The organism is Brevundimonas sp., assembly GCF_032017145.1.
GTDB lineage: Bacteria > Pseudomonadota > Alphaproteobacteria > Caulobacterales > Caulobacteraceae > Brevundimonas.
In genome coordinates, this window is the sequence record NZ_DALZQC010000068.1 from 1 (window position 1) to 18,567 (window position 18,567).

At 68.7% G+C, this 18,567-nt stretch carries 23 protein-coding genes; 13 read left to right on the top strand and 10 right to left on the bottom strand.

Annotation, left to right across the window (positions count from 1 at the left end):
- The 6 genes from RTU05_RS11840 to RTU05_RS11865 form a co-directional block, all read right to left on the bottom strand.
- Positions 1 to 683: murein hydrolase activator EnvC family protein (locus tag RTU05_RS11840; protein WP_409411621.1), on the bottom strand; the 683-nt coding region annotated here is incomplete at its 3' end.
- Position 684: 1 nt separating this feature from the next.
- The gene (gene rlmH, locus RTU05_RS11845) at positions 685 to 1,149 is read right to left on the bottom strand and encodes a 23S rRNA (pseudouridine(1915)-N(3))-methyltransferase RlmH (protein WP_312598497.1); all 465 of its coding nucleotides are present in this window, start codon (positions 1,147 to 1,149) and stop codon (positions 685 to 687) included.
- A gap of 4 nt (positions 1,150 to 1,153) precedes the next feature.
- A complete protein-coding gene (gene rsfS / locus RTU05_RS11850) occupies positions 1,154 to 1,579 on the bottom strand; it encodes a ribosome silencing factor (protein WP_312598499.1) in 426 nt (141 codons plus the stop codon).
- A gap of 133 nt (positions 1,580 to 1,712) precedes the next feature.
- Positions 1,713 to 2,345, bottom strand: coding sequence for a nicotinate-nucleotide adenylyltransferase (locus RTU05_RS11855; RefSeq protein ID WP_409411622.1), 633 nt, complete (start codon positions 2,343 to 2,345; stop codon positions 1,713 to 1,715).
- A gap of 145 nt (positions 2,346 to 2,490) precedes the next feature.
- Entirely contained in the window at positions 2,491 to 3,387 is an 897-nt protein-coding gene (locus RTU05_RS11860) for an alpha/beta hydrolase (RefSeq protein ID WP_312598528.1), read from the bottom strand.
- A gap of 2 nt (positions 3,388 to 3,389) precedes the next feature.
- Complete coding sequence (locus RTU05_RS11865) at positions 3,390 to 3,881, bottom strand: Fur family transcriptional regulator (RefSeq protein WP_312598503.1); 492 nt, start codon at positions 3,879 to 3,881, stop codon at positions 3,390 to 3,392.
- Positions 3,882 to 4,001: 120 nt separating this feature from the next.
- Between RTU05_RS11865 and RTU05_RS11870 the strand changes: the two genes are divergently transcribed.
- Positions 4,002 to 4,781, top strand: coding sequence for a SapC family protein (locus tag RTU05_RS11870; RefSeq protein WP_312598504.1), 780 nt, complete (start codon positions 4,002 to 4,004; stop codon positions 4,779 to 4,781).
- A gap of 60 nt (positions 4,782 to 4,841) precedes the next feature.
- On the opposite strand, the gene RTU05_RS11875 is transcribed toward RTU05_RS11870, so the two are convergent.
- The 3 genes from RTU05_RS11875 to RTU05_RS11885 form a co-directional block, all read right to left on the bottom strand.
- On the bottom strand, positions 4,842 to 5,249 hold the full coding sequence (locus tag RTU05_RS11875) for an acyl dehydratase (RefSeq protein ID WP_312598505.1): 408 nt from the start codon (positions 5,247 to 5,249) through the stop codon (positions 4,842 to 4,844).
- Positions 5,250 to 5,271: 22 nt separating this feature from the next.
- Complete coding sequence (locus RTU05_RS11880; RefSeq protein WP_312598506.1) at positions 5,272 to 6,303, bottom strand: NADP-dependent oxidoreductase; 1,032 nt, start codon at positions 6,301 to 6,303, stop codon at positions 5,272 to 5,274.
- A gap of 316 nt (positions 6,304 to 6,619) precedes the next feature.
- Positions 6,620 to 7,411, bottom strand: a complete 792-nt coding sequence (locus RTU05_RS11885; protein ID WP_312598507.1) for a response regulator — start codon at positions 7,409 to 7,411, stop codon at positions 6,620 to 6,622.
- 199 nt (positions 7,412 to 7,610) lie between these two features.
- Between RTU05_RS11885 and RTU05_RS11890 the strand changes: the two genes are divergently transcribed.
- The 7 genes from RTU05_RS11890 (at position 7,611) to obgE (ending at position 13,431) form a co-directional block, all read left to right on the top strand.
- Entirely contained in the window at positions 7,611 to 7,814 is a 204-nt protein-coding gene (locus tag RTU05_RS11890) for a NepR family anti-sigma factor (protein ID WP_312598530.1), read from the top strand.
- The gene (locus RTU05_RS11895) at positions 7,811 to 8,422 is read left to right on the top strand and encodes a sigma-70 family RNA polymerase sigma factor (RefSeq protein ID WP_312598509.1); all 612 of its coding nucleotides are present in this window, start codon (positions 7,811 to 7,813) and stop codon (positions 8,420 to 8,422) included. The genes RTU05_RS11890 and RTU05_RS11895 overlap by 4 nt, the downstream gene beginning before the upstream one ends.
- A 6-nt stretch (positions 8,423 to 8,428) precedes the next feature.
- Positions 8,429 to 10,225, top strand: a complete 1,797-nt coding sequence (locus RTU05_RS11900) for a sensor histidine kinase (RefSeq protein ID WP_312598510.1) — start codon at positions 8,429 to 8,431, stop codon at positions 10,223 to 10,225.
- A gap of 47 nt (positions 10,226 to 10,272) precedes the next feature.
- Positions 10,273 to 10,410, top strand: coding sequence for an entericidin A/B family lipoprotein (locus RTU05_RS11905; RefSeq protein ID WP_017505506.1), 138 nt, complete (start codon positions 10,273 to 10,275; stop codon positions 10,408 to 10,410).
- Between the two features lie 90 nt (positions 10,411 to 10,500).
- Positions 10,501 to 11,955 carry an NAD-dependent succinate-semialdehyde dehydrogenase gene (locus RTU05_RS11910; protein WP_312598511.1) on the top strand — a complete coding sequence of 485 codons (1,455 nt, stop codon included), beginning with the start codon at positions 10,501 to 10,503 and terminating at the stop codon, positions 11,953 to 11,955.
- A gap of 63 nt (positions 11,956 to 12,018) precedes the next feature.
- Complete coding sequence (locus RTU05_RS11915) at positions 12,019 to 12,333, top strand: energy transducer TonB (RefSeq protein ID WP_312598512.1); 315 nt, start codon at positions 12,019 to 12,021, stop codon at positions 12,331 to 12,333.
- A 51-nt stretch (positions 12,334 to 12,384) separates the two neighbouring features.
- Positions 12,385 to 13,431 carry a GTPase ObgE gene (obgE, locus tag RTU05_RS11920; RefSeq protein ID WP_312598514.1) on the top strand — a complete coding sequence of 349 codons (1,047 nt, stop codon included), beginning with the start codon at positions 12,385 to 12,387 and terminating at the stop codon, positions 13,429 to 13,431.
- On the opposite strand, the gene RTU05_RS11925 is transcribed toward obgE, so the two are convergent.
- The gene (locus RTU05_RS11925) at positions 13,432 to 14,565 is read right to left on the bottom strand and encodes an AI-2E family transporter (protein ID WP_312598516.1); all 1,134 of its coding nucleotides are present in this window, start codon (positions 14,563 to 14,565) and stop codon (positions 13,432 to 13,434) included. It abuts the gene before it with no gap.
- A 98-nt stretch (positions 14,566 to 14,663) separates the two neighbouring features.
- On the opposite strand from RTU05_RS11925, the gene RTU05_RS11930 reads away from it, so the two are divergent.
- The 5 genes from RTU05_RS11930 to tsaB all read left to right on the top strand — a co-directional run.
- The gene (locus RTU05_RS11930; RefSeq protein WP_312598518.1) at positions 14,664 to 16,226 is read left to right on the top strand and encodes a helicase HerA-like domain-containing protein; all 1,563 of its coding nucleotides are present in this window, start codon (positions 14,664 to 14,666) and stop codon (positions 16,224 to 16,226) included.
- Between the two features lie 50 nt (positions 16,227 to 16,276).
- A complete protein-coding gene (locus RTU05_RS11935) occupies positions 16,277 to 16,837 on the top strand; it encodes a NifU family protein (protein ID WP_312598520.1) in 561 nt (186 codons plus the stop codon).
- Between the two features lie 56 nt (positions 16,838 to 16,893).
- Entirely contained in the window at positions 16,894 to 17,493 is a 600-nt protein-coding gene (locus RTU05_RS11940; protein ID WP_312598522.1) for a helix-turn-helix transcriptional regulator, read from the top strand.
- A 45-nt stretch (positions 17,494 to 17,538) separates the two neighbouring features.
- A complete protein-coding gene (locus RTU05_RS11945) occupies positions 17,539 to 17,940 on the top strand; it encodes a helix-turn-helix transcriptional regulator (protein WP_312598524.1) in 402 nt (133 codons plus the stop codon).
- 9 nt (positions 17,941 to 17,949) lie between these two features.
- Positions 17,950 to 18,567: tRNA (adenosine(37)-N6)-threonylcarbamoyltransferase complex dimerization subunit type 1 TsaB (gene tsaB / locus RTU05_RS11950; protein WP_312598526.1), on the top strand; the 618-nt coding region annotated here is incomplete at its 3' end.

The following is an 18,567-nucleotide window of genomic DNA, read 5'->3' on the forward strand; positions in this document are numbered from 1 at the left end:
CCCAGTTCGCGGATGCGGCGCTCCAGCACGTCGGCGGCCCGTTCGGCGGCCCGCGCCTCGGCGTTCAGCACGGCGGTCAGGGCGGTCTTGCGCGATGTCAGCCCCTCGATCTCGGCCCGACGATCCCCCTGCGCGCTCTCGGTCGTCAGCAGGCGTTCGGACGACAGGACCGCCAGGCGCCGGATACGCATGATCTCGGACTGACGCGCCGCCAGGGCCTGGGCGCGGCGCTCCAGGTCCGGGGTCATGGCCTTGAGCAGGATGGAGGCGCGCACGGTGTCGATGGCCTTGTCGGCCGGGACCAGCAAAGGCGGCGGCGGGCGGCGGCTCATCATCTGCAGCGCGCTGAGCAGGCGGCTCTGGGCGCCCCGTTCGCGGGCCAGGCTGGAGACCAGTTCGGCCTCGCGTTCGCTGAGTTGCCTAAGACGGGCGCGCTGATCGTCGATCTGGCGGTCGTCGTTGCGGGCGTCGGCGCGCAGGGTCGCTAGACGGCGCTCCAGCTGGGCCAGTTCGACCTTGGCGGCGTCGGCGTCGGCGCGAAGACGCCGGGCCCGCACCGCCTCGTCGCGATATTCGGCCTGAATGCGCGACAGTTCGCTGTCGGGCGCCTGTCTTCCCACGGCGGGCGCGGCGCAGACGAAGCCCGTCAGCAGGGCAAGGGAAAGGGGCAGGGCGCGACGCATCTCAGTCGCGATGATACGGCGATCCGGCCAGGATGGTCACGGCCCGATACAGCTGTTCGGCCAGCATGGCGCGGGCCAGGGCGTGGGGCCAGGTCTGGGGGCCGAAGGCCAGGGTCGAGGATGCGGCGGCTCGTACGCTCTCGTCCAGCCCGTCCGCCCCGCCTATGGCGAAGACCAGGCGGCGTTCGCCCTGATCGCGCAGCCTGGCGATGTGGTCGGCGAAGGCGCGCGAGCCGTAGGTCTTGCCGCGTTCGTCGCAGGCGATCAGGTGCGCGCCCTCGCTGGCGGCCAGGATCAACTCGGCCTCCGGCGCCTTGCCCGGCTTCCGGGGCTCCAGGTCGATCAGTTCGAGGGGGCCAAGGCCCAGCGCGCGTCCCGCAAGGGTGGCGCGCCGGGCGTAGTCGTCGGCCAGCGTCGCCTCAGGCCCCCGGCCCGGCCGGCCGATGGCGACGATGCCCAGCTTCATGGCGTCAGTCGCGCGCGGTGCGGTGCGCGGAATCGACGGCCCAGATCTTCTCGATGTTGTAGAAGGTGCGGACCTCGGGGCGGAACAGGTGGACGATCACGTCGCCGGCGTCGATCAGCACCCAATCGCAATGCGGCAGGCCCTCGACCTTGGCCTTGCCCAGTCCCTGTTCCTTCAGGGTGCGCAGCAGGTGGTCGGCGATGGCGCCGACGTGACGGTGCGATCGGCCCGACGCCACGATCATGGTGTCGGCCATGGCGCTCTTGCCCTTCAGGTCGATCAGGACCAGGTCCTGGGCCTTGTCCTCGTCGAGGCGGCTCAGCAGGGCTTCTTCCAGCGGGGTGGAGCCGACCGGGCGCGGGGCGGAGTCGCCGAAAGCCAGGTTGGATTCGGGGCCGTCTTCGGAATGGAGAGGTTCGATAGGGTCCATCTCGTGCGCCGTGTTCGAAACGGCGGCGTCTTGCGTATCGTACGCGGGCGAGGGGGTCAGCGGAGGGCTCCGGGAGCGTTGACTAAAGACGCCCTCTAGCACGGATGGGCCGAAACGTGAACCGGCGCCGCAATCACGCCCCCGTGGGCGATACTGGGGGCGATCCAGAGGATGCGCCCGCACGGCGCGCCCCGGCGCTGCGAATGGCCGTCGAGGACAGCGGATTCAGCGGTGCGGTCAGATAGGTCCAGGCCGGGGCGGCCAGGGTCGGCAACAGGCCCGCCTCGCGATCGGGAATGCGGAAACCGGCGAACCGGGCGGCCGCCGGGGCCGTGCGGCTGTCCAGCAGAGAGCCCGGCCGGGCGATCACCGCGACCGGCATAAGACGCATGATGTCGGTCCAGCCGCGCCAGCGGTGGAAGCTGGCCAGATTGTCCGACCCCATCAGCCAGACGAAATGCACGCCGGGATGCCGCGCGACCAGAAGGCGCAGGGTGTCGACAGTCCAGGCGGTGCCGGCCCGGCTCTCGAAGTCCGAGACGATCATGGACGGGCCGTGGGCGTGGGCGCGGGCCGAGGCCATCCGCTCGGGTAAAGGGGCGCTGTGGCGGGCGTCCTTCAGCGGATTCTGAGGCGAAACCAGCCAGACCACCCGGTCCAGGCCCAGCCGGCGCATGGCGGTTTCCGCCACATGGGCGTGGCCGTCGTGCGCCGGATTGAACGAACCGCCGAACAGGCCGACCTTCATGCCCGGGACCAGGATCAGGCCATCGCGCAGCGCCCCGGAACGGGGGCCGGCGCCTTTGGGCGCGGGACCGGCGTGAAAGAAGGACAAACGGCGTCTCGGGCGGGGAGTTATGCTCAGCGGCGCCCTTATAGCGCGGGACTTTGTTCAGCCTACAGAAATCATTTCAGACGGCCGCGTCGAACAGGGCGTCGCGCGCGATGTCGGCGTGGGTCATGGGGAACAGATGCCCGCCGCCCCGCACCACGTCGACCTTGACGTTCGGCAGGCCGCGCGGCGCGAGGGGCAGTTGGGTCAGCGCCCGATGTTCGGCCTTAAGGATATGGACGGGGCCGGGATAGCGGCGCAGGGCGCGCCACGGGTCGTGCGCCTGGGCGGCGTAGTTGGCCGCCTCCCATTGCGGAGCGGCGGCCAGATTGAAGCCGTCCCGGCCTTCCGTCCCGACCAGCCCCTCGGACAGATAGTCTGCCAGCACCGCGTCCGGCCAACCCTTGAAGGCGCCGCGCCCGCGATAGGCCGCCATGGCCTGTTCGCGGCTGTCGAACCGGCTGCGACGGCGACGCGCGGCCGCCGCGATGGGGATGCGCCCCACGAACCGATGGGCGAACGGCAGGTTGAAGGCCGCGACCGCTGCGCGTTTCCAGATCACCGGATCGAACAGCACCAGGCTGGAGACGCGATCGGGCCGTTCGGCCGCCGCCAGCAAAGACGCGGTTCCGCCCATCGAATGGCCGGCCATGACCACCGGCGGTCCGTCCACCGCCTCCAGCAGCGCCAGCAGGTCGTCGCGATGATCGCGCCAGCTGGTCTTGGGTCGGACGAAGGTCGGCAGGGTCGAGCGGCCGTGGCCGCGCAGGTCCGGCGCCCAGATGCGCAGCGACGTCGAGAGCGGCGACAACAGGCTGCGATAGGTTGCGGCGTTGAAGCCGTTGGCGTGGGTGAAGATCAGATCGACCGGCCGGTTCGGATCGCCGAAATCCAGCACGGCCATCTCGCCGGCGCCCCAGCGATTGTCGATGGGCACGGACAGGCGGCGCGGCGGGGACATCAGCGCCGCGTCCATGATCAGGCCGCCTCGCGACAGGCGGCGCAACGGCCATGCGCCTCTATGGTGGTGCGGGCGATGGCGTAGCCGGCGGCCGAGGCGGCGGCGGCCATGGCGCCCTGATCCGGGCCTGTGACCTCGCGCGTCGCGCCGCAGCAGTCGCAGATCAGGAAGGCGGCGGCATGGATGGCGTCGCCGTCGTCGCTGCTGCAGGCGACATAGGCGCTGATGGAGGCGATGCGGTGGGCCATGCCCAGCCGCTCCAGAAACTCCAGCGCGCGATAGACGGTGGGCGGCTTGGCGGCCTGACCGTCCTCGCCGAAGCGGGCGATCAGGTCATAGGCCTTGACCGGCTCCCCGGCCTCCAGCAGCAGGGCCAGCACGCGACGGCGCTGGGCGGTCATCCGCTCGCCGTCCTTGACAGCGCGCGCCTCGGCCTGGGCCAGGGCGCGATCCAGCGCGCCGCCCTTCAGGCCGGAATGGTCGTGATCGTGATCGCAGGCGCTGCCCATGGCCCACAGCTAATGGCTGAGGCCCCTGGCTGCAACCGACGCATCGCGGGTTTGCCGCTGAGGCGGGCTTGGGCTAGAAGGCGCGCCTCATATCTTCATCATCCAGAGCGTCCTCGCTTCATGACCGACACGAACAACTCGCCGCTCGAAGGCAATGTCCTCTTCTATGTGAACCCCGAGCCGCTGGATCAGAGCGTTCACGGGACCCTGGGCGTCAATCCGACCGACAAACCCTACGCCTTCGTGGCCCAGACGAACATCGTGCCGCTGACGGTCACCGAGTTCGCCGCCGCAGCCCTGTCGTATCCGATCATCTTCACCGGCGATAACCGCCAGCCGGTCGTGGTCATGGGCCTGCGTCAGGGCGAGAACCTGTTCGTCGCCGACGACGGCGAGTTCCGCGCCGACGCCTATGTGCCCGCCTATGTCCGCCGCTATCCGTTCGTCTTCGCCGACGACAAGCAGAACCAGCGCCTGATCCTGTGCATCGACCGCGGCGCGGGCATTGTCGCCGAGGGCGGCGAGAACCCGCTGTTCGTCGAGGGCCAGCCCAGCGACTACACCAACATGGCGATGGAGTTCTGCAACAACTTCGAGCAGGAGCGCCAGCGCACCGAAAGCTTCGTCCAGTTGATCAAGGACCTGGACCTGCTGGACACCCGCGACGCCGTCTTCACGCCGCGCAATCCCGACGGCACGCCGGGCGAGCCGCAGAAGCTGGCCGAATACTATGCGGTGTCGGAAGACAAGTTGCGCGCCCTGCCGGCCGAGAAGCTGGCCGAACTGCGCGACAACGGCGCGCTTGGCCAAATCTACGCCCATCTGGTGTCGCTGCTGGGCTGGGACCGCCTGATCGCCCTGGCCTTCCTGCGTCAGGCGCAATCCACGACCGTCAACTAAGCCGGACGTTCAGACCGAAAAGACGCCCCGACGGTTCGCGCCGTCGGGGCGTTTTCATTGTCAGCGCCGCGAGAAGACCGCGCGCGTCAGGCACGAGAACACCAGCCGCCCCGCCTCGTCCAGCAGGTCGTGCGAGGCGATGACGATGCCTTTTTCGTCGCCGACCGGATCCTTGCCCATCACCGTCATCCGCCCGCGCAAAAGCTCGCCCGCCGGAGGATTGCGCATATAGCGCAGGCCATCGACGGCCAGGACCTTGGTCTGGGCCCAGCCGCCAGACTTGTCGGCGGCCAGCCGGCTCCACAGCACATAGACCATGGCGTCCGGCGCGCCATAGGCCACATCCCAACCGGGCGCGAACCGTTCGACGAAGACGTCCAGCGCCGCCTGATCGACCGCGCAGGCGCCCAGGGGCACGACCTGCCCCACTTCCAGGTCTTCGAAATGGACGTGCAGCGGGTCGCTCATGCGCGGGCCTTCCGTGACAGGATCAGGCGGGTTCCTCGGACACCCGGACCAGCAACTTGCCGTCGTGATCGCCGGTGAACAAGCGGTTCAGCGAATCGACCGCGCCTTCCAGGCCGTCATCGACGTGGACCTTCCATTTCACCCGGCCGTCAGCCAGCCACGGCCCCATCTCGGCGACCATCTCCTTGGCGCGCGCGGCGTAGTCCAGAACCAGGAAGCCCTGGACGTGCAGACGATGGGTGATGATCCGCGCGAAGTTCGGCGACGGCGGCGCCTTGGTCGCATTGTAGGACGAGACCAGGCCGCACACCGCCATGCGGCCATGCACCTTCAGGCGGTTGAACACGGCGATCATGATGTCGCCGCCGACGTTCTCGAAGTTCAGATCGATACCGTCCGGGGCCAGCCGATCCAGCGCCTCGCCCACATCCTCGCTCTTGTAGTCGATGGCCGCGTCAAAGCCGAGTTCCTCGGTCAGCCAGGCGCATTTCTGCGGCCCGCCGGCGATGCCGATGACGCGGCATCCGCGCTGTTTGGCGATCTGGCCGGCGATGGAGCCGACCGCGCCGGCCGCCGCCGAAATCACGATGGTCTCGCCGGCCTTGGCCTTCAGCACATCGGTCACGCCGAAATAGGCGGTCAGGCCGGTCATGCCCAGCACCGACATATTGGCCGTCAGCGGCAGGCCCGGCGCACGGTGGACCGGGCGCAAGCCGCCCTCGGGCACGACGGCGTAGTCGGCCCAGCCGCCCGAGGTCGGCATCACCACGTCGCCGGCCTTGAAGCGATCCGACTGCGACGCCTCGACCACCCCCAGGGTCAGGCCGCGCATGACCTCGCCCAGGCCGACGGGCGGCAGATAGCCCTCGGTGTCGTTCATCCAGGTGCGGTTGGTGGGGTCCAGCGACAGATAGACGGTGCGGACCAGAACCTCGCCCGCGCCGACGTCTGGCACAGGCGTCTCGACCAGTTCGAGATCGCCGGGCTGGATCAGCCCCTTTGGCCGTTGGCGCAGCACCCACTGCCGGTTCGTCTTTTCGCCCTGCGAAGCCATCCGCATTTCTCCCGAAGGTTTTCTTTGACCACCATCTTGAGCCCGACGTGCGCGACGGTCGAGACGTCGGGCAAGAAAAAAGCGGCCCTCGCGGACCGCTTTGAAGTGGCATCATCGAGAATGAGGCGCGGAGGCGGCATGACCGGCCTTAGCCAGTCAAGTCGGGGGGCGTCGCCGCCTCCGCATCCCGATAACGAGGGCGTGTGAAGGCGGTTCCCGCCGACGCCGATTTTCTTTCGCAACAGGCGGCGCGACGGAAAAAGGCCCCGCCGCCGAACGGCGGCCGGGGCCATGTGATCGTCACGCGGATCAGACCTCAGGCGGCCTGTTTCTGGCGCGAGGGGTGGAAGAACAGCGCCTGGCTGATCGCCGCCTTCACCGTTTCCGGCTGGAACGGCTTGGTGATCAGGAAGGTCGGCTCGGGGCGTTCGCCGGTCAGCAGACGTTCCGGGAAGGCCGTGATGAAGATCACCGGCACGTCCAGCGTCTTCAGGATGTCCTTCACGGCGTCGATGCCGGACGATCCGTCGGCCAGCTGGATGTCGGCCAGAACAAGGCCCGGCTTGTGGCGAGCGACGGCGTCGATGGCCTCGTCATGCGTGGTGGCGGCGCCGGTGACGCGGTGACCCAGCTCCTGCACCAGGCTCTGGATGTCGGCAGAGATGATGGCCTCGTCCTCGATCACCAGCACGTCTGTGGCCAGTTCGGCGTCGATGTCGGCCTGGGCGTCGGCGATCAGCCGCTCGACGTCGCGCGGGTCCGCCGACAGGATCTGGGCCGCCTCGGACGGGGTGAACCCTTCCAGCGCGGTCAGAAGGAAGGCTTGGCGCGAACGCGGCGCGATGCGGAGCAGCCGCTGCGAGGCGTCGCCGGTCGTCGCCAGCTCGCCCGTTTCCAGCTGGGCGCCGGTCGACGACCAGATGGCGTGAAACACATGATAGAGGGCCACGCGCGGCGTCATGTCCGAGGACAGCTGCTGCTCTCCGGCCGCCAAGGCCTCCAACGCCACGCGCACATAGTTGTCGCCCGTGGATTGATCGCCGGTCAGGGCGCGGGCGTAGCGGCGCACGTAAGGCAGGTGCGGCGCGAGTCTAGCCAAAAGGCTCATTCAGATAGTCCCCGACAAATCTCCGCCGTCCCGGCAAGGGAAAGCGCTACAGCGATATTGAACGTATCATATCGGTCGCGGTTCCCCAGTTTCGATCAAGCTTGGGCGTAAAATCTGTTTCATGCAGGAACCGGCCCGGCGGGACGACGTTAAGGGCTGGCATCTCTGCGACGACCGTTGGGTGGGCCTTGTTCTGTCTATGATTGATTCTAACGACTCCTCGCGCCCGGGGGGCGCCGACAAAACAGGGGAGGCGGGCCTGGAAGAAGCGCGCCTTCGCCAGCAGGCCATCGGCGTCAAGCTGCGCCATATGTTCGACGAGGTCGTCAACGAGCCGGTGCCCGACGAGTTCCTGGAAATCCTGAAGCGCGCCGACGCCAGGGCGGCGGACGGTCCCGCATGAGCACCTCACGCCTGGGGGCCGCCCCCAAGCCGGCGTCGGCCGACGACGAAGGCTTCAAACGCGAACTGGTGCTGCTGATCCCGCATCTGCGCGCCTTCGCCCGCACCCTGACCGGCGATCCCACCGCCGCCGACGACCTGGCGCAGGACGCCATGATGAAGGCCTGGGACGCGCGCGCCAGCTATCAGATGGGCACCAATATGAAGGCCTGGACCTTCATGATCCTGCGCAACCAGTTCTATTCGGAAAAGCGCCGGTCGTGGCGCCAGTCGCAACTGGACCAGGAAGCTGCGGAACGCACCCTGGTCGCCGTCGATGACCCCGAGGCGCCCGTCGCCCTGGACGAACTGCGTCAGGCGCTGAAGACCCTGCCCGAAGAACAGCGCGAAGCCTTGATCCTGGTCGGCGCCGGCGGCTTCGCCTACGAGGAAGCGGCGGAGATCTGCGGCTGCGCGGTCGGCACGGTCAAAAGCCGCGTCAGCCGGGCGCGACGCGCTCTCCTGGCCACGCTGGAAAAGGGCGGTTACAGCCGCGACGGCCAGGCGGCCGGCGAGGCCATGCGGACCATTCTGGGCGAGGCCGACAGGCTGGCCGGCGCACGGGGCTGATCGGCGGTGAATGCGCCGTCTGACGCCCCGCGGCCGCGCCTGGCCCGCACATGGACGAAAGACCGGTTCCAGGGCATCCGCTTTCGGCTGGGCATGGCCATGGCCATGGCCCTGCTGCCGATCTTCGTCCTCAGCCTGATCCAGACCCAGGCCGATTTCCAACGTCAGGCCGAGGATCGTCAGGTCGATCTGCAGTTGGCGGCCGAACGCAGCGCCTCGGACGCCAAGGCCCAGTTGGACAGCGCCCAGGTTCTGCTGCGCGCGCTCAGCCCCGATGCGGCCGGCCCCTATTGCGCGGCGCGGCTGACGGCCCTGGTCGGTCGGCTGGACGGCTATGAGGGGCTTTATCGCATCAGCCCGACCGGCGAGGCGACCTGCGCCTCCGATCGGCAGGGCGGCCTGCGATCCGGCGTGGCGCCCGCGACGAACGCACCATGGTTCCAGCGCCTGCGCAACGGCGAGGACCTGGTGGTCATGCGCGCGCCCGAGGACGCCGGCTATCACGCCGCCCTGATCGTGGCGACGCGGGCCGAGCGGCCGATGGGCCGGTTCGACGGGGCCATGGTGGCGGTGATCCCGCTGTCGGCGCTGCAACCCGATCTGGACGATCCCGCCCTGCCCTCAGGCTCTGAGGCGGCCCTGACGGACGGCGCCGGACGCGTTCTGACCGCCAGCGAGGCCGGGGTCTTCCGCCTGTCGGGCGGAGACGATCTGGCGGGCTGGGTTTCGCGGGCCCGGGCGCAGGGGTCCGCCGTGTTCGAGGCGCGCGATGCGGGCGGCGAACGGCGCGACTACGCCGGTGCGGCCCTGGCCGGTGGAGACCTTTACGCCCTGCTGTCGGCCCCGTCCCAGGGGCTGCTGTCCTGGGCGCGGCTCAATCCGATCGGCACGCTTCTGCTGCCGCTGGGCGCCTGGCTTACGGCGTTCGCGGCGGTGATGCTGTTGTCCGAACGCATCTTCATTCGCTGGCTGGACTATCTGGAGCGGGTGGCGGCCATCTATGCGCGGGGCCGGTTTTCCGTGCGGCCGCTGCAGGCCATGAACGCGCCCGCCGAAATCCGGACCATGGCCAAGACTCTGGACGAGATGGCCGAGGCCATCACCGTGCGCGACCGTGAACTGACCGACGCCTTGGCCGAGAAGGACGCGCTGATGCGCGAAATCCATCACCGGGTGAAGAACAATCTTCAGATCATCTCGTCGCTGCTGTCGATGCAGCAGCGGGCCCTGACCGACGCCCCGGCCAAGGCCGCATTGGGCGACACGCGCCAGCGGATTTCGGCGCTCGCCCTGATCTATCGCACCCTTTATCAGAGCGCCGACATCCGCCATGCCGATGCGCGTGAATTCCTGAATGAACTGGTCGGCCAGCTGATCGCCAGCGAGGCGGGGCGCGGCCCGGTGGTGATCAGTTCGGTGGACGCCGATTCCCTGCATGTCGACCCGGACAAGCTGGCGCCCCTGGCGCTGTGGCTGGTCGAGGCGGTGACCAACGCCCAGAAGCACGCCTTCGCGCTGAACGGCGGCGAGCTGAAGGTGCGGTTCCGCGTTCAGGGCGACACCTCGGTTCTGGAAGTCGAGGACAACGGGCCCGGCGCGCCGGTCGGCGCCGAGGTGGGGGTGGGACGCACCCTGATGAGCGCCTTCGCCAAACAGCTGCGCGGCGAGACCGAATTCGTAGCGGCGCCGGGCGGCGGAACCATCGCCCGCATGACCTTCGCCACGCCCGAGGCGCTGATGCCGGTCGATCCCTCGGACAAGTCGTCGGCCGCCAAAGGAACCGCAGCCGTGGGGTCGCGTTGATCCCGCAAGACCGGGGTGTTCGCCTCGGCCAACCCTGGAGTCTCCTCATGCGCAAGATTTTCGTCCTGGTCGCCGCCGCCGCCGCCCTGACCACCGCCGCCTGCAACACCGTCGAAGGCGTGGGTCGCGATACGCAAGCCGCCGGCCAGGCCGTCACCGGCGCGGCCCAAGACGCCAAGAACTGATTTCGACGCAGCCCCGGCTGCATCGAACACTTGCAAGGCCCCGCTTCGTCGGGGCCTTGTTCGTTTCAGGACCGCCTTCAGGAGATCGCCATGAACGACACCGCCCGCAACGCCGGCCTCGCCTTGCTGAAACAGCAAGCTTTGATCGCGGGCGAGCCCATCCTCGCCAACGGCTCCGGCATCGCCGTGGACGATCCGGCGACCGGCGAGATCATCGGCCATGTGCCGGACCTGGGCGCCGCCGAGACCGAGCGCGCCATCGCGGCCGCGGCGGAAAGCTTCACCGACTGGTCCCGATCCGATCCGCACAAGCGCGCGGGCTTCCTGCGGGCCTGGGCCGCACTGATCGACGAGCATACCGAGGGTCTGGGCGCCTTGATGGCGCTGGAGAACGGCAAGCCGTTCGAGGAGGCCAAGGGCGAGGTGACCTACGCCAACGGCTTCATCAAATGGTTCGCGGGCCAGGCCGAACGGCTGATCGGCGAGACCCAGGACAGCCCGCTGGGCCATCTGCTCCTGACCTATCGCGAAGCGGTGGGGCCGTGCGCCCTGATCACGCCCTGGAACTTCCCCGCCGCCATGCTGACGCGCAAGCTGGGTCCCGCCTTTGCCGCCGGCTGCACCGCCGTGGTCAAGCCGGCCAGCCAGACGCCGTTCACCGCCATCGCCCTGGCCGAACTGGCCTATCAGGCGGGCCTGCCGAAGGGCGCACTGTCCATCGTCACCGGTGATGCGGCGACCATCGGCAAGGTGCTGACCGACAGCCCCGACATCCGCAAGCTGAGCTTCACCGGCTCGACCGGCGTGGGGCGCAAGCTGGCCGAACAATGCGCGCCCACGCTGAAGCGGGTGTCGATGGAACTGGGCGGCGCCGCCCCGCTGATCGTCTTCGCCGACGCCGATCTGGACCTGGCCGTCGCCGAGACGATCAAGGGCAAGTTCAGGAACTCGGGCCAGACCTGCGTCTGCCCCAACCGCGTCTATGTGGAGCGATCGGTCGCCGAGACCTATGCCGAGAAGCTGGCCGCAGAGGTGGCGAAGATCAAGGTCGGGAACGCCTTCGAAGACGGCGTGAAGGTCGGGCCGCTGATCGAGGACAAGGCCATCGACAAGGTCGAGAAACACGTCGCGGCGATCAAGGCGGACGGCGGGCGCGTCCTGACCGGCGGATCGCGCCATGGGCTGGGCGGCCGCTTCTTCCAGCCCACCGTGACCCTGGGCGGCGACGACGCCCTATTCCGCGAGGAAGAGACCTTCGGCCCGATGATCCCGGTCTTCGCCTTCGACACCGAGGAGGAGGCGCTTCAGAAGGCCAACGCCAGCGACTACGGCCTGGCCTCCTATCTGTTCACCCGCGATCTGGACCGGGCCATGCGCTTCTCGCGCCGGATCGAGGCCGGGATGTGCGGGGTGAATACCGGCCTGATCTCCACCGCCGTCGCCCCGTTCGGCGGCGTCAAACAGTCGGGCTATGGCCGCGAAGGCTCGATCCACGGCATCGACGAATATGTGGACATCAAGACGGTGACCCTGGCGCTGAAATAGCGCCGGGCGGCCGGGCGAGCACAGGCGGCTTGCGCCGCAACCGACGATGGCTAAGGTGTGATCATGTTAACCGCACTGTTCGCCGCCGTCCTTGTCCAGACAGCTCCGGCTCCGGCGCTGTCGCCGCCTCCCGTCGTCTGGGCCGAGCCGCCGAGGGTTGAAACGCCGCCCAAGGCGCTTGAAGCCGGAGCTTCAGGTTCGGTCGTGCTGCGATGCGTCTTCATGGAGAACGGCGCCGCCACGAACTGCGTCGTGGTTTCCGAGACGCCTGCGGGCATGGGCATTGGTCGCGAAGCCATCCGTGGCGTCAGAACCGCGCGCGCTCAGCCCGGCCAGACCGGACCACGCGAAGTCAGGCTGAACTTCTCGACGCGATGATCCTTGCGGTCACGCCTGTAATTCGCCCCGCTTCTGCGGCATAAGCCCGCGATGAAGTTCCTCGACCAGGCAAAAATCTACATCCGCTCCGGCAACGGCGGCGCGGGCTCCGTGTCGTTCCGACGCGAGAAATTCATCCCCAACGGCGGTCCCGACGGCGGGGACGGCGGCAAGGGCGGCGACGTCTGGATCGAGGCGGTCGAGGGGCTGAACACCCTGATCGACTATCGCTATCAGCAGCATTTCAAGGCCCAGACCGGCCACCACGGCCAGGGCCGCCAGATGCATGGCGGCAAGGGCGAGGACGTGCATCTGAAGGTCCCGGTCGGCACCCAGGTTCTGGACGAGGACAAGGAAACGGTCCTCTTGGACATGGATGCGCCCGGCAAGGTCGAACTGTTGCTGAAGGGCGGCAACGGCGGCTGGGGCAATGTGCGATTCAAGGGGCCGACCAATCAGGCGCCGACCTACGCCAATCCGGGCCAGGAAGGGCAGGAACGCTGGATCTGGCTGCGGCTGAAGCTGATCGCCGACATCGGTCTGGCGGGCCTGCCGAATGCGGGCAAGTCGACCTTCCTGTCGGCCGCCAGCGCCGCCAAGCCCAAGATCGCCGACTATCCCTTCACGACCCTGGCCCCGAACCTGGGGATGGTGGACCTGTCGCCGTCCGAGCGGTTCGTCATCGCCGACATCCCCGGCCTGATCGAGGGCGCCAGCGAGGGCGCAGGGCTCGGCACGCGCTTCCTTGGTCACGTCGAACGCTCGGCCAGCCTGATCCACCTGATCGACGGCACCCAGGACGACGTGGTCGAGGCCTATCGCATCATCCGGGGCGAGCTGGAGGCCTATGGCGAGGGTCTGGCGGACAAGGCCGAGATCCTGGCCCTGAACAAGATCGACGCCCTGACGCCCGAAGCGCGCGAAGAAAAGGCCGCCGAACTGGAGGCCGTCGCCGGCCGCCGGCCCCTGCTGGTGTCGGGCGTGTCGGGCGAGGGCGTGCCCGCCCTGCTGCGCGCCGCCTGGGCCGAGGTGAAGAAGACGCGCGGCGCCCTGGCCGGCGAGAGCGAGGCGGACCAGATCAGCGGCTGGCAGCCCTGATCAACCCTCCGCCGCAGGCTCCGGTTTGGGCTTGCGGCGAACCGGCTTGGGCTTGTCCGCCGTCTTGCCCTCGTCCGCATAGGGTTCGCCGTCGCCGGACAGCAGGACCGCCATCCAGCGCGATCCCCTGAACTCGGCCAGGATGGCCATGGCCATCACCGCCAGCGGCGTGGACAGGAACATGCCGACCACGCCCCACATCTTGCCGCAGAAGGCCAGGGCCAGCAGCACCACCACCGGGTCGATGTTCTGGTTGTCGCCCTGCATCCGGGGCTGGATGAAGTTGCCGACCACGAACAGTATGACCTGCAGCCCGACCAGAAGGATGGCGGCGGGCCAATAGCTTTCGAACTGCGCCAGGGCGAAGATCGGCGGCGCAAGACCCGCGATCGCCCCACCCAGCACGGGAATGAAGCCGACGATGAAGATGACGAAGGTCCAGAACTCCGGGTTCTGAAGCCCCACCGCCCGCATCAGAATCCAGGCGACCACGCAGATCATCACCCCGGTCACCGACTGGACCCAGATATAGCCCTCGACCCCGCCACGCACGCGCTGGAACACCGCCACGGCCTCCTCGCGCTGGGCCTTGTGCGGGAACATGGCGACGATCTTCTTTCGGAACCCGGCCTGGGAGGCCAGCAGAAAGCCCAGATAGATCAGCACGAAGAAGGCGCCGGACACGATGCCCTGGACCTGGAAGGCCATGGAGGTCAGCCAGCCGCGCACGTCCACGCCATTGATCAGATCCTGGGCCGTGGGCGGATTGTTCAGCCGAACCAGCCCATAGACGTCGCGAATGATCTGATCGATGCGCGGGCCGATGTTGGCCGATACGCCCGACGCCTCGCCGAAGAAGCCGGCGGCCCCGTTCACGATGATGGCGATGGAGGCGAAGAAGGCCAGCACCACCAGCGTCAGGGCCGCAATCCCGGCCCAGCGATGGCTCAACGGCGTGCGCGCCTCGACCGAGCGCTTCACCCCGTCGATCATGATCAACAGGAAGATGGCCATGGCCAAGGGCGTCAGTATGTCCCGCAGCCAGTACAGCGCCGCGCCCGCCGCCACGGTGGCGATCAGGGCCAGGGCGTTTCGCGACACGGTCGAGGAGGGCACGGCGACAGGGCTTTTCATCCTAGTCTTGTCGAACCGAGCGACGGCGGCGTCAATCGCTGTTCCGGCGGCGTTTGGAACGCGCTAGACCTTTCGGCGACACGCCATCGGAGACCCCAATGCCCGACGCCCTGCCCGGCCTGTTCCTCGGCCAGTCCGACACAGACCAGCCGGAAAACCTGCTGTTCAACCGCGCCAACCGCCACGGCGTGGTCGCCGGGGCCACCGGCACGGGCAAGACGGTGACGTTGCAGATCATGGCTCAGGGCTTTTCCGATGCGGGGGTGCCGGTCTTCTGCGCCGACGTGAAGGGCGACCTGTCGGGCATTTCGCAGGTCGGCGCGCCGAACGAAAAGCTGATCGCGCGCGCCACCGAGATGGGCCTGACCCTGACGCCGCGCGCCGCGCCGGTCGTCTTCTGGGACCTGTATGGCCAGAAGGGTCATCCGATCCGCACCACGGTCTCCGAGATCGGCCCGGTGCTGATGGCGCGGATGCTGAACCTGAACGAGGTGCAGGAGGGCGTGCTGACCGTGGTCTTCCACGTCGCGGACAAGGAAGGTCTGCTGCTGCTGGACCTGGACGATCTGAGGAGCCTGCTGGTCTATGTCGGCGAGAACGCCGACCGGATCGGGCGCGAGGTCGGCAATGTCGCCCCCGCCTCCATCGCCGCCATCCAGCGCGCCCTGCTGCAGGTCGAGCAGCAGGGGGGCGACGCCTTCTTCGGCGAACCGGCCCTGAAGCTGGAGGACATGATCCGCGTCGGTCTGGACGGCCGCGGTCAGGTCAATGTGCTGGACTCGACGCGGCTGATGAACAGCCCGCGCCTGTATGCGGCCTTCCTGCTGTGGCTGTTGTCGGAACTGTTCGAGCAGCTTCCAGAGGTGGGCGATCCGGAAAAGCCGCGCCTGGTCTTCTTCTTCGACGAGGCCCACCTGCTGTTCAACGACGCGCCCCGCGCCCTGTTGGAAAAGGTCGAACAGGTCGTTCGCCTGATCCGGTCCAAGGGGGTGGGCGTCTATTTCGTCACCCAGAACCCTGCGGACATCCCCGACAGCGTCCTGGCTCAGTTGGGCAACCGCATCCAGCACGCCCTTCGCGCCTATACGCCCTCCGAGCAGAAGGGGCTGAAGGCGGCGTCGCAGAGCTTCCGCGTCAATCCCGCCTTCGACACGGCCGAGGCGATCCAGGCGCTGGGCGTGGGCGAGGCCCTGGTGTCCGTGCTGGACGAGAAGGGCGCGCCGACGATCGTCGCCCGCACCAGGATTCGCCCTCCCGCCTCGCGCCTGGGGCCCGCGACCGACGCCGAGCGCGCGGCCATCATGGCCGCCAGCCCGGTGCGCGGCCTGTACGATCAGGTGCTGAACCGCGAATCCGCCGCCGAAATCCTGGCCAACCGCCACAGCGCGGCCGATCAGGCGGCGGTTCAGGCGAAAGCCCAGGCCGAGGCCGACAAAACCGCCCAGATCAAGGCCAAGGCCGACGAGAAGGCGGCCCAGGCCGCAGCCAAGGCGCAGGCTCAGGCCGAGGCGCGGGCGGCGCGGACGACGGCGGCCGCGCCTCGGCGCTCCACGCGCGAAACGCCGATCGAAGCCCTGACCAAATCGGTCCTTCGCACCGCCGGATCGACCCTGACGCGCGAATTGATGCGCGGCATCCTGGGCGGCCTCAAGAAACGCTAGATCGGGGCTGAGGTCTTGCAACGGGGCGGGGGCGAGCGCATCTCCCGCCCATGTTCATCCAGACCGAACCCACGCCCAATCCGAACGTGCTGAAGTTCCTGCCCGGCCGCGACGTGTCGCCGGCCGCCGCGCTGGAATACCGCACCATTGAAGAGGCGACGGCCTCGCCCCTCGCCGAGGCCCTGTTCGAACTGGAAGGCGTCGAGGGCGTCTTCTTCGGCGCCGACTATGTATCGGTGACCCGCCAGCCCCAGGGGCCGGAATGGTCGGAGATGAAGGCGCCGATCCTGGGCGTCGTCATGGATCATTTCGTCTCGGGCCAGCCGCTGACGCGCGGCGCCGACGCCGAGGCCGAAGGCCACGCCGAGGACGACAGCGAGATCGTCGCCGAGATCAAGGCCCTGCTGGACAGCCGCATCCGCCCGGCCGTGGCCCAGGACGGCGGCGACATCCTGTTCGATTCCTTCGACGAGGCGACCGGGGTCCTGGCCCTGCGGATGCGCGGCGCCTGTTCGGGCTGCCCGTCCTCGTCCGCCACCTTGAAGGCCGGGGTCGAGCAGATGATGCGCCACTATGTGCCGGAAGTGACGCGGGTCGAGCAGACGCTGTAACGTCTTAAACCTTTTCGTCCTCGCCTTGGACACGCCGGTGCGCCATCCTGCCGGCCATGTCGCGTTTCATTCCCGATCCCGAAGCCCTGCGCCTGGGCGAGGCGCTGGCCGCCCTGCGACGCGAGCGCGGCCTGTCGCAGGCCGAGGCCGGCGCGCGGCTGGACATGACCAGCCAAGGATGGGGCCTGTATGAAGCAGGCCGACGCTCCGGTCTGTTTCGTCCCGATGTGCAGCGCCGCCTGACCGGCGCGCTGGACTCCACGCCCGAGGCGCTGGCCCTGGCGCTGGCGCCCACGGCAGCGTCTTCGACCGACGACAGGCCGGCCCTCGCCCCCTCCGCCCAGGCCGTGGAGAGCCGGGGGCGCGCATTCGCCGGCGCTCCCGGCCAGATTCGCCGCCTTCAGGTCCTGAACGACGAGCTGTCCCCCTGGGCGGATTCGGGGGTGGTGCTGGAATATGCGCTCGGGGTCTGGCCGCGCCGAGGCCAGGGCTGCGTAATCGAGGTCGGCGGCGAAACCCGCGTCCGCATCTATGAGAGCGGCGACGCGGACACCGTCACCGTGCGCGGCGCGGCCCACGGGGAAAAGACGGAGGTTCTGGCTCGCCGAACCATCGACCGTCTGTCGGCCGTGACCGCGCGGATCGAACGGCAATGAAACAAAATAGTTGATTTCAGCGCTCAGGCGTGAAACACCCGCGTCATGGTCAGTACTCGCCACAACCCGTCTCCAAGAGCCGCGGAGCCTGTCGATGTCTTCGTCGGCGCCCAGATTGCGGCGCGACGCATGGCCTTGGGCCTGTCGCAGTCGGCCCTGGCCGACCAGGTGGGCGTCAGCTTTCAGCAGGTGCAGAAATACGAAAGCGGGCGTAACCGGATATCGGCGTCGCGCCTGCATGGACTGGCCGTGGCGCTGGGCGCGCCGATCCAGGCGTTCTTTCCTCAGCGAGTCGAGCCGTCGCCCGATCCCGACGCCGCCCTGCTGCGCGCCGTCTGCGCCACGGCCGAGGGCCGCACCCTGGCCCTCAGCTTCGCACGAATGGAGAGCCGCGCTGTGCGCCAGGCCGTCACGCAGCTGGTAGAGGTTCTGGCCAAGGCCGCCTAAAAGGCCGCCATGAGACTTCTGGTGATCGATACGGCGCTCGGCGCCTGCACGGCGGCGGTGTTCGAGGACGAACGCGCCGTGGCCGTTCGCTTCGAACCGATGGTCAAGGGCCATCAGGAACGGCTGGGCGGCCTGGCGCGCGACGTGATGGCCGAGGCGGGCGGGGGCTTCGAAAGTCTGGACCGGATCGGCGTCACCGTCGGCCCCGGCTCCTTCACCGGCCTGCGCGTCGGACTGGCCTTCGCCCAAGGGCTGGGCGCCGCCCTGGATCGGCCGGTCGTGGGGATTTCGACCCTGGACGCCCTGGCCGCCTCGCTGGGGTCGCCGGACGGGCCGGTCGCGGCCCTGATCGATGCGCGACGTGGGCAGGTCTATGCCCGATTGTTCGCCGATGGCGCACCGCAGGGCGAGGCCGAGGCTATGGCGCTGGAACAGGCGGCCGAACGCATCGCGGCGCTCGGCCCTGCCGTCGCCCTGGTCGGATACGGCGCGGCGGTTCTGGCGGCCGCCTTCCCCGACCTGAAGATATCGCGGACGGACGAGAGGGCCGCCCCGGCGCCCGAGGCCCTGGCGCGCCTGGCGGCCGCAGCCGATCCGACGAGCCATCCGCCGCGTCCGCTTTATCTG

What these genes read in the sequence shown, in the direction of transcription:
- RTU05_RS11875 (WP_312598505.1), bottom strand. Translation starts at nt 5,249, where the DNA reads ATGAGCGACCCGCTGCACGTCCATTTCGAAGACCTGGAAGTGGGGCAG.
- obgE (WP_312598514.1), top strand. Translation starts at nt 12,385, where the DNA reads ATGAAGTTCCTCGACCAGGCAAAAATCTACATCCGCTCCGGCAACGGC.
- RTU05_RS11915 (WP_312598512.1), top strand. Translation starts at nt 12,019, where the DNA reads ATGTTAACCGCACTGTTCGCCGCCGTCCTTGTCCAGACAGCTCCGGCT.
- rlmH (WP_312598497.1), bottom strand. Translation starts at nt 1,149, where the DNA reads ATGAAGCTGGGCATCGTCGCCATCGGCCGGCCGGGCCGGGGGCCTGAG.
- RTU05_RS11925 (WP_312598516.1), bottom strand. Translation starts at nt 14,565, where the DNA reads ATGAAAAGCCCTGTCGCCGTGCCCTCCTCGACCGTGTCGCGAAACGCC.
- RTU05_RS11945 (WP_312598524.1), top strand. Translation starts at nt 17,539, where the DNA reads ATGGTCAGTACTCGCCACAACCCGTCTCCAAGAGCCGCGGAGCCTGTC.
- RTU05_RS11930 (WP_312598518.1), top strand. Translation starts at nt 14,664, where the DNA reads ATGCCCGACGCCCTGCCCGGCCTGTTCCTCGGCCAGTCCGACACAGAC.
- RTU05_RS11860 (WP_312598528.1), bottom strand. Translation starts at nt 3,387, where the DNA reads ATGGACGCGGCGCTGATGTCCCCGCCGCGCCGCCTGTCCGTGCCCATC.
- RTU05_RS11885 (WP_312598507.1), bottom strand. Translation starts at nt 7,411, where the DNA reads ATGAGCCTTTTGGCTAGACTCGCGCCGCACCTGCCTTACGTGCGCCGC.
- rsfS (WP_312598499.1), bottom strand. Translation starts at nt 1,579, where the DNA reads ATGGACCCTATCGAACCTCTCCATTCCGAAGACGGCCCCGAATCCAAC.
- RTU05_RS11940 (WP_312598522.1), top strand. Translation starts at nt 16,894, where the DNA reads ATGTCGCGTTTCATTCCCGATCCCGAAGCCCTGCGCCTGGGCGAGGCG.
- RTU05_RS11865 (WP_312598503.1), bottom strand. Translation starts at nt 3,881, where the DNA reads ATGGGCAGCGCCTGCGATCACGATCACGACCATTCCGGCCTGAAGGGC.
- RTU05_RS11870 (WP_312598504.1), top strand. Translation starts at nt 4,002, where the DNA reads ATGACCGACACGAACAACTCGCCGCTCGAAGGCAATGTCCTCTTCTAT.
- RTU05_RS11935 (WP_312598520.1), top strand. Translation starts at nt 16,277, where the DNA reads ATGTTCATCCAGACCGAACCCACGCCCAATCCGAACGTGCTGAAGTTC.
- RTU05_RS11910 (WP_312598511.1), top strand. Translation starts at nt 10,501, where the DNA reads ATGAACGACACCGCCCGCAACGCCGGCCTCGCCTTGCTGAAACAGCAA.
- RTU05_RS11880 (WP_312598506.1), bottom strand. Translation starts at nt 6,303, where the DNA reads ATGGCTTCGCAGGGCGAAAAGACGAACCGGCAGTGGGTGCTGCGCCAA.
- RTU05_RS11890 (WP_312598530.1), top strand. Translation starts at nt 7,611, where the DNA reads ATGATTGATTCTAACGACTCCTCGCGCCCGGGGGGCGCCGACAAAACA.
- RTU05_RS11895 (WP_312598509.1), top strand. Translation starts at nt 7,811, where the DNA reads ATGAGCACCTCACGCCTGGGGGCCGCCCCCAAGCCGGCGTCGGCCGAC.
- RTU05_RS11905 (WP_017505506.1), top strand. Translation starts at nt 10,273, where the DNA reads ATGCGCAAGATTTTCGTCCTGGTCGCCGCCGCCGCCGCCCTGACCACC.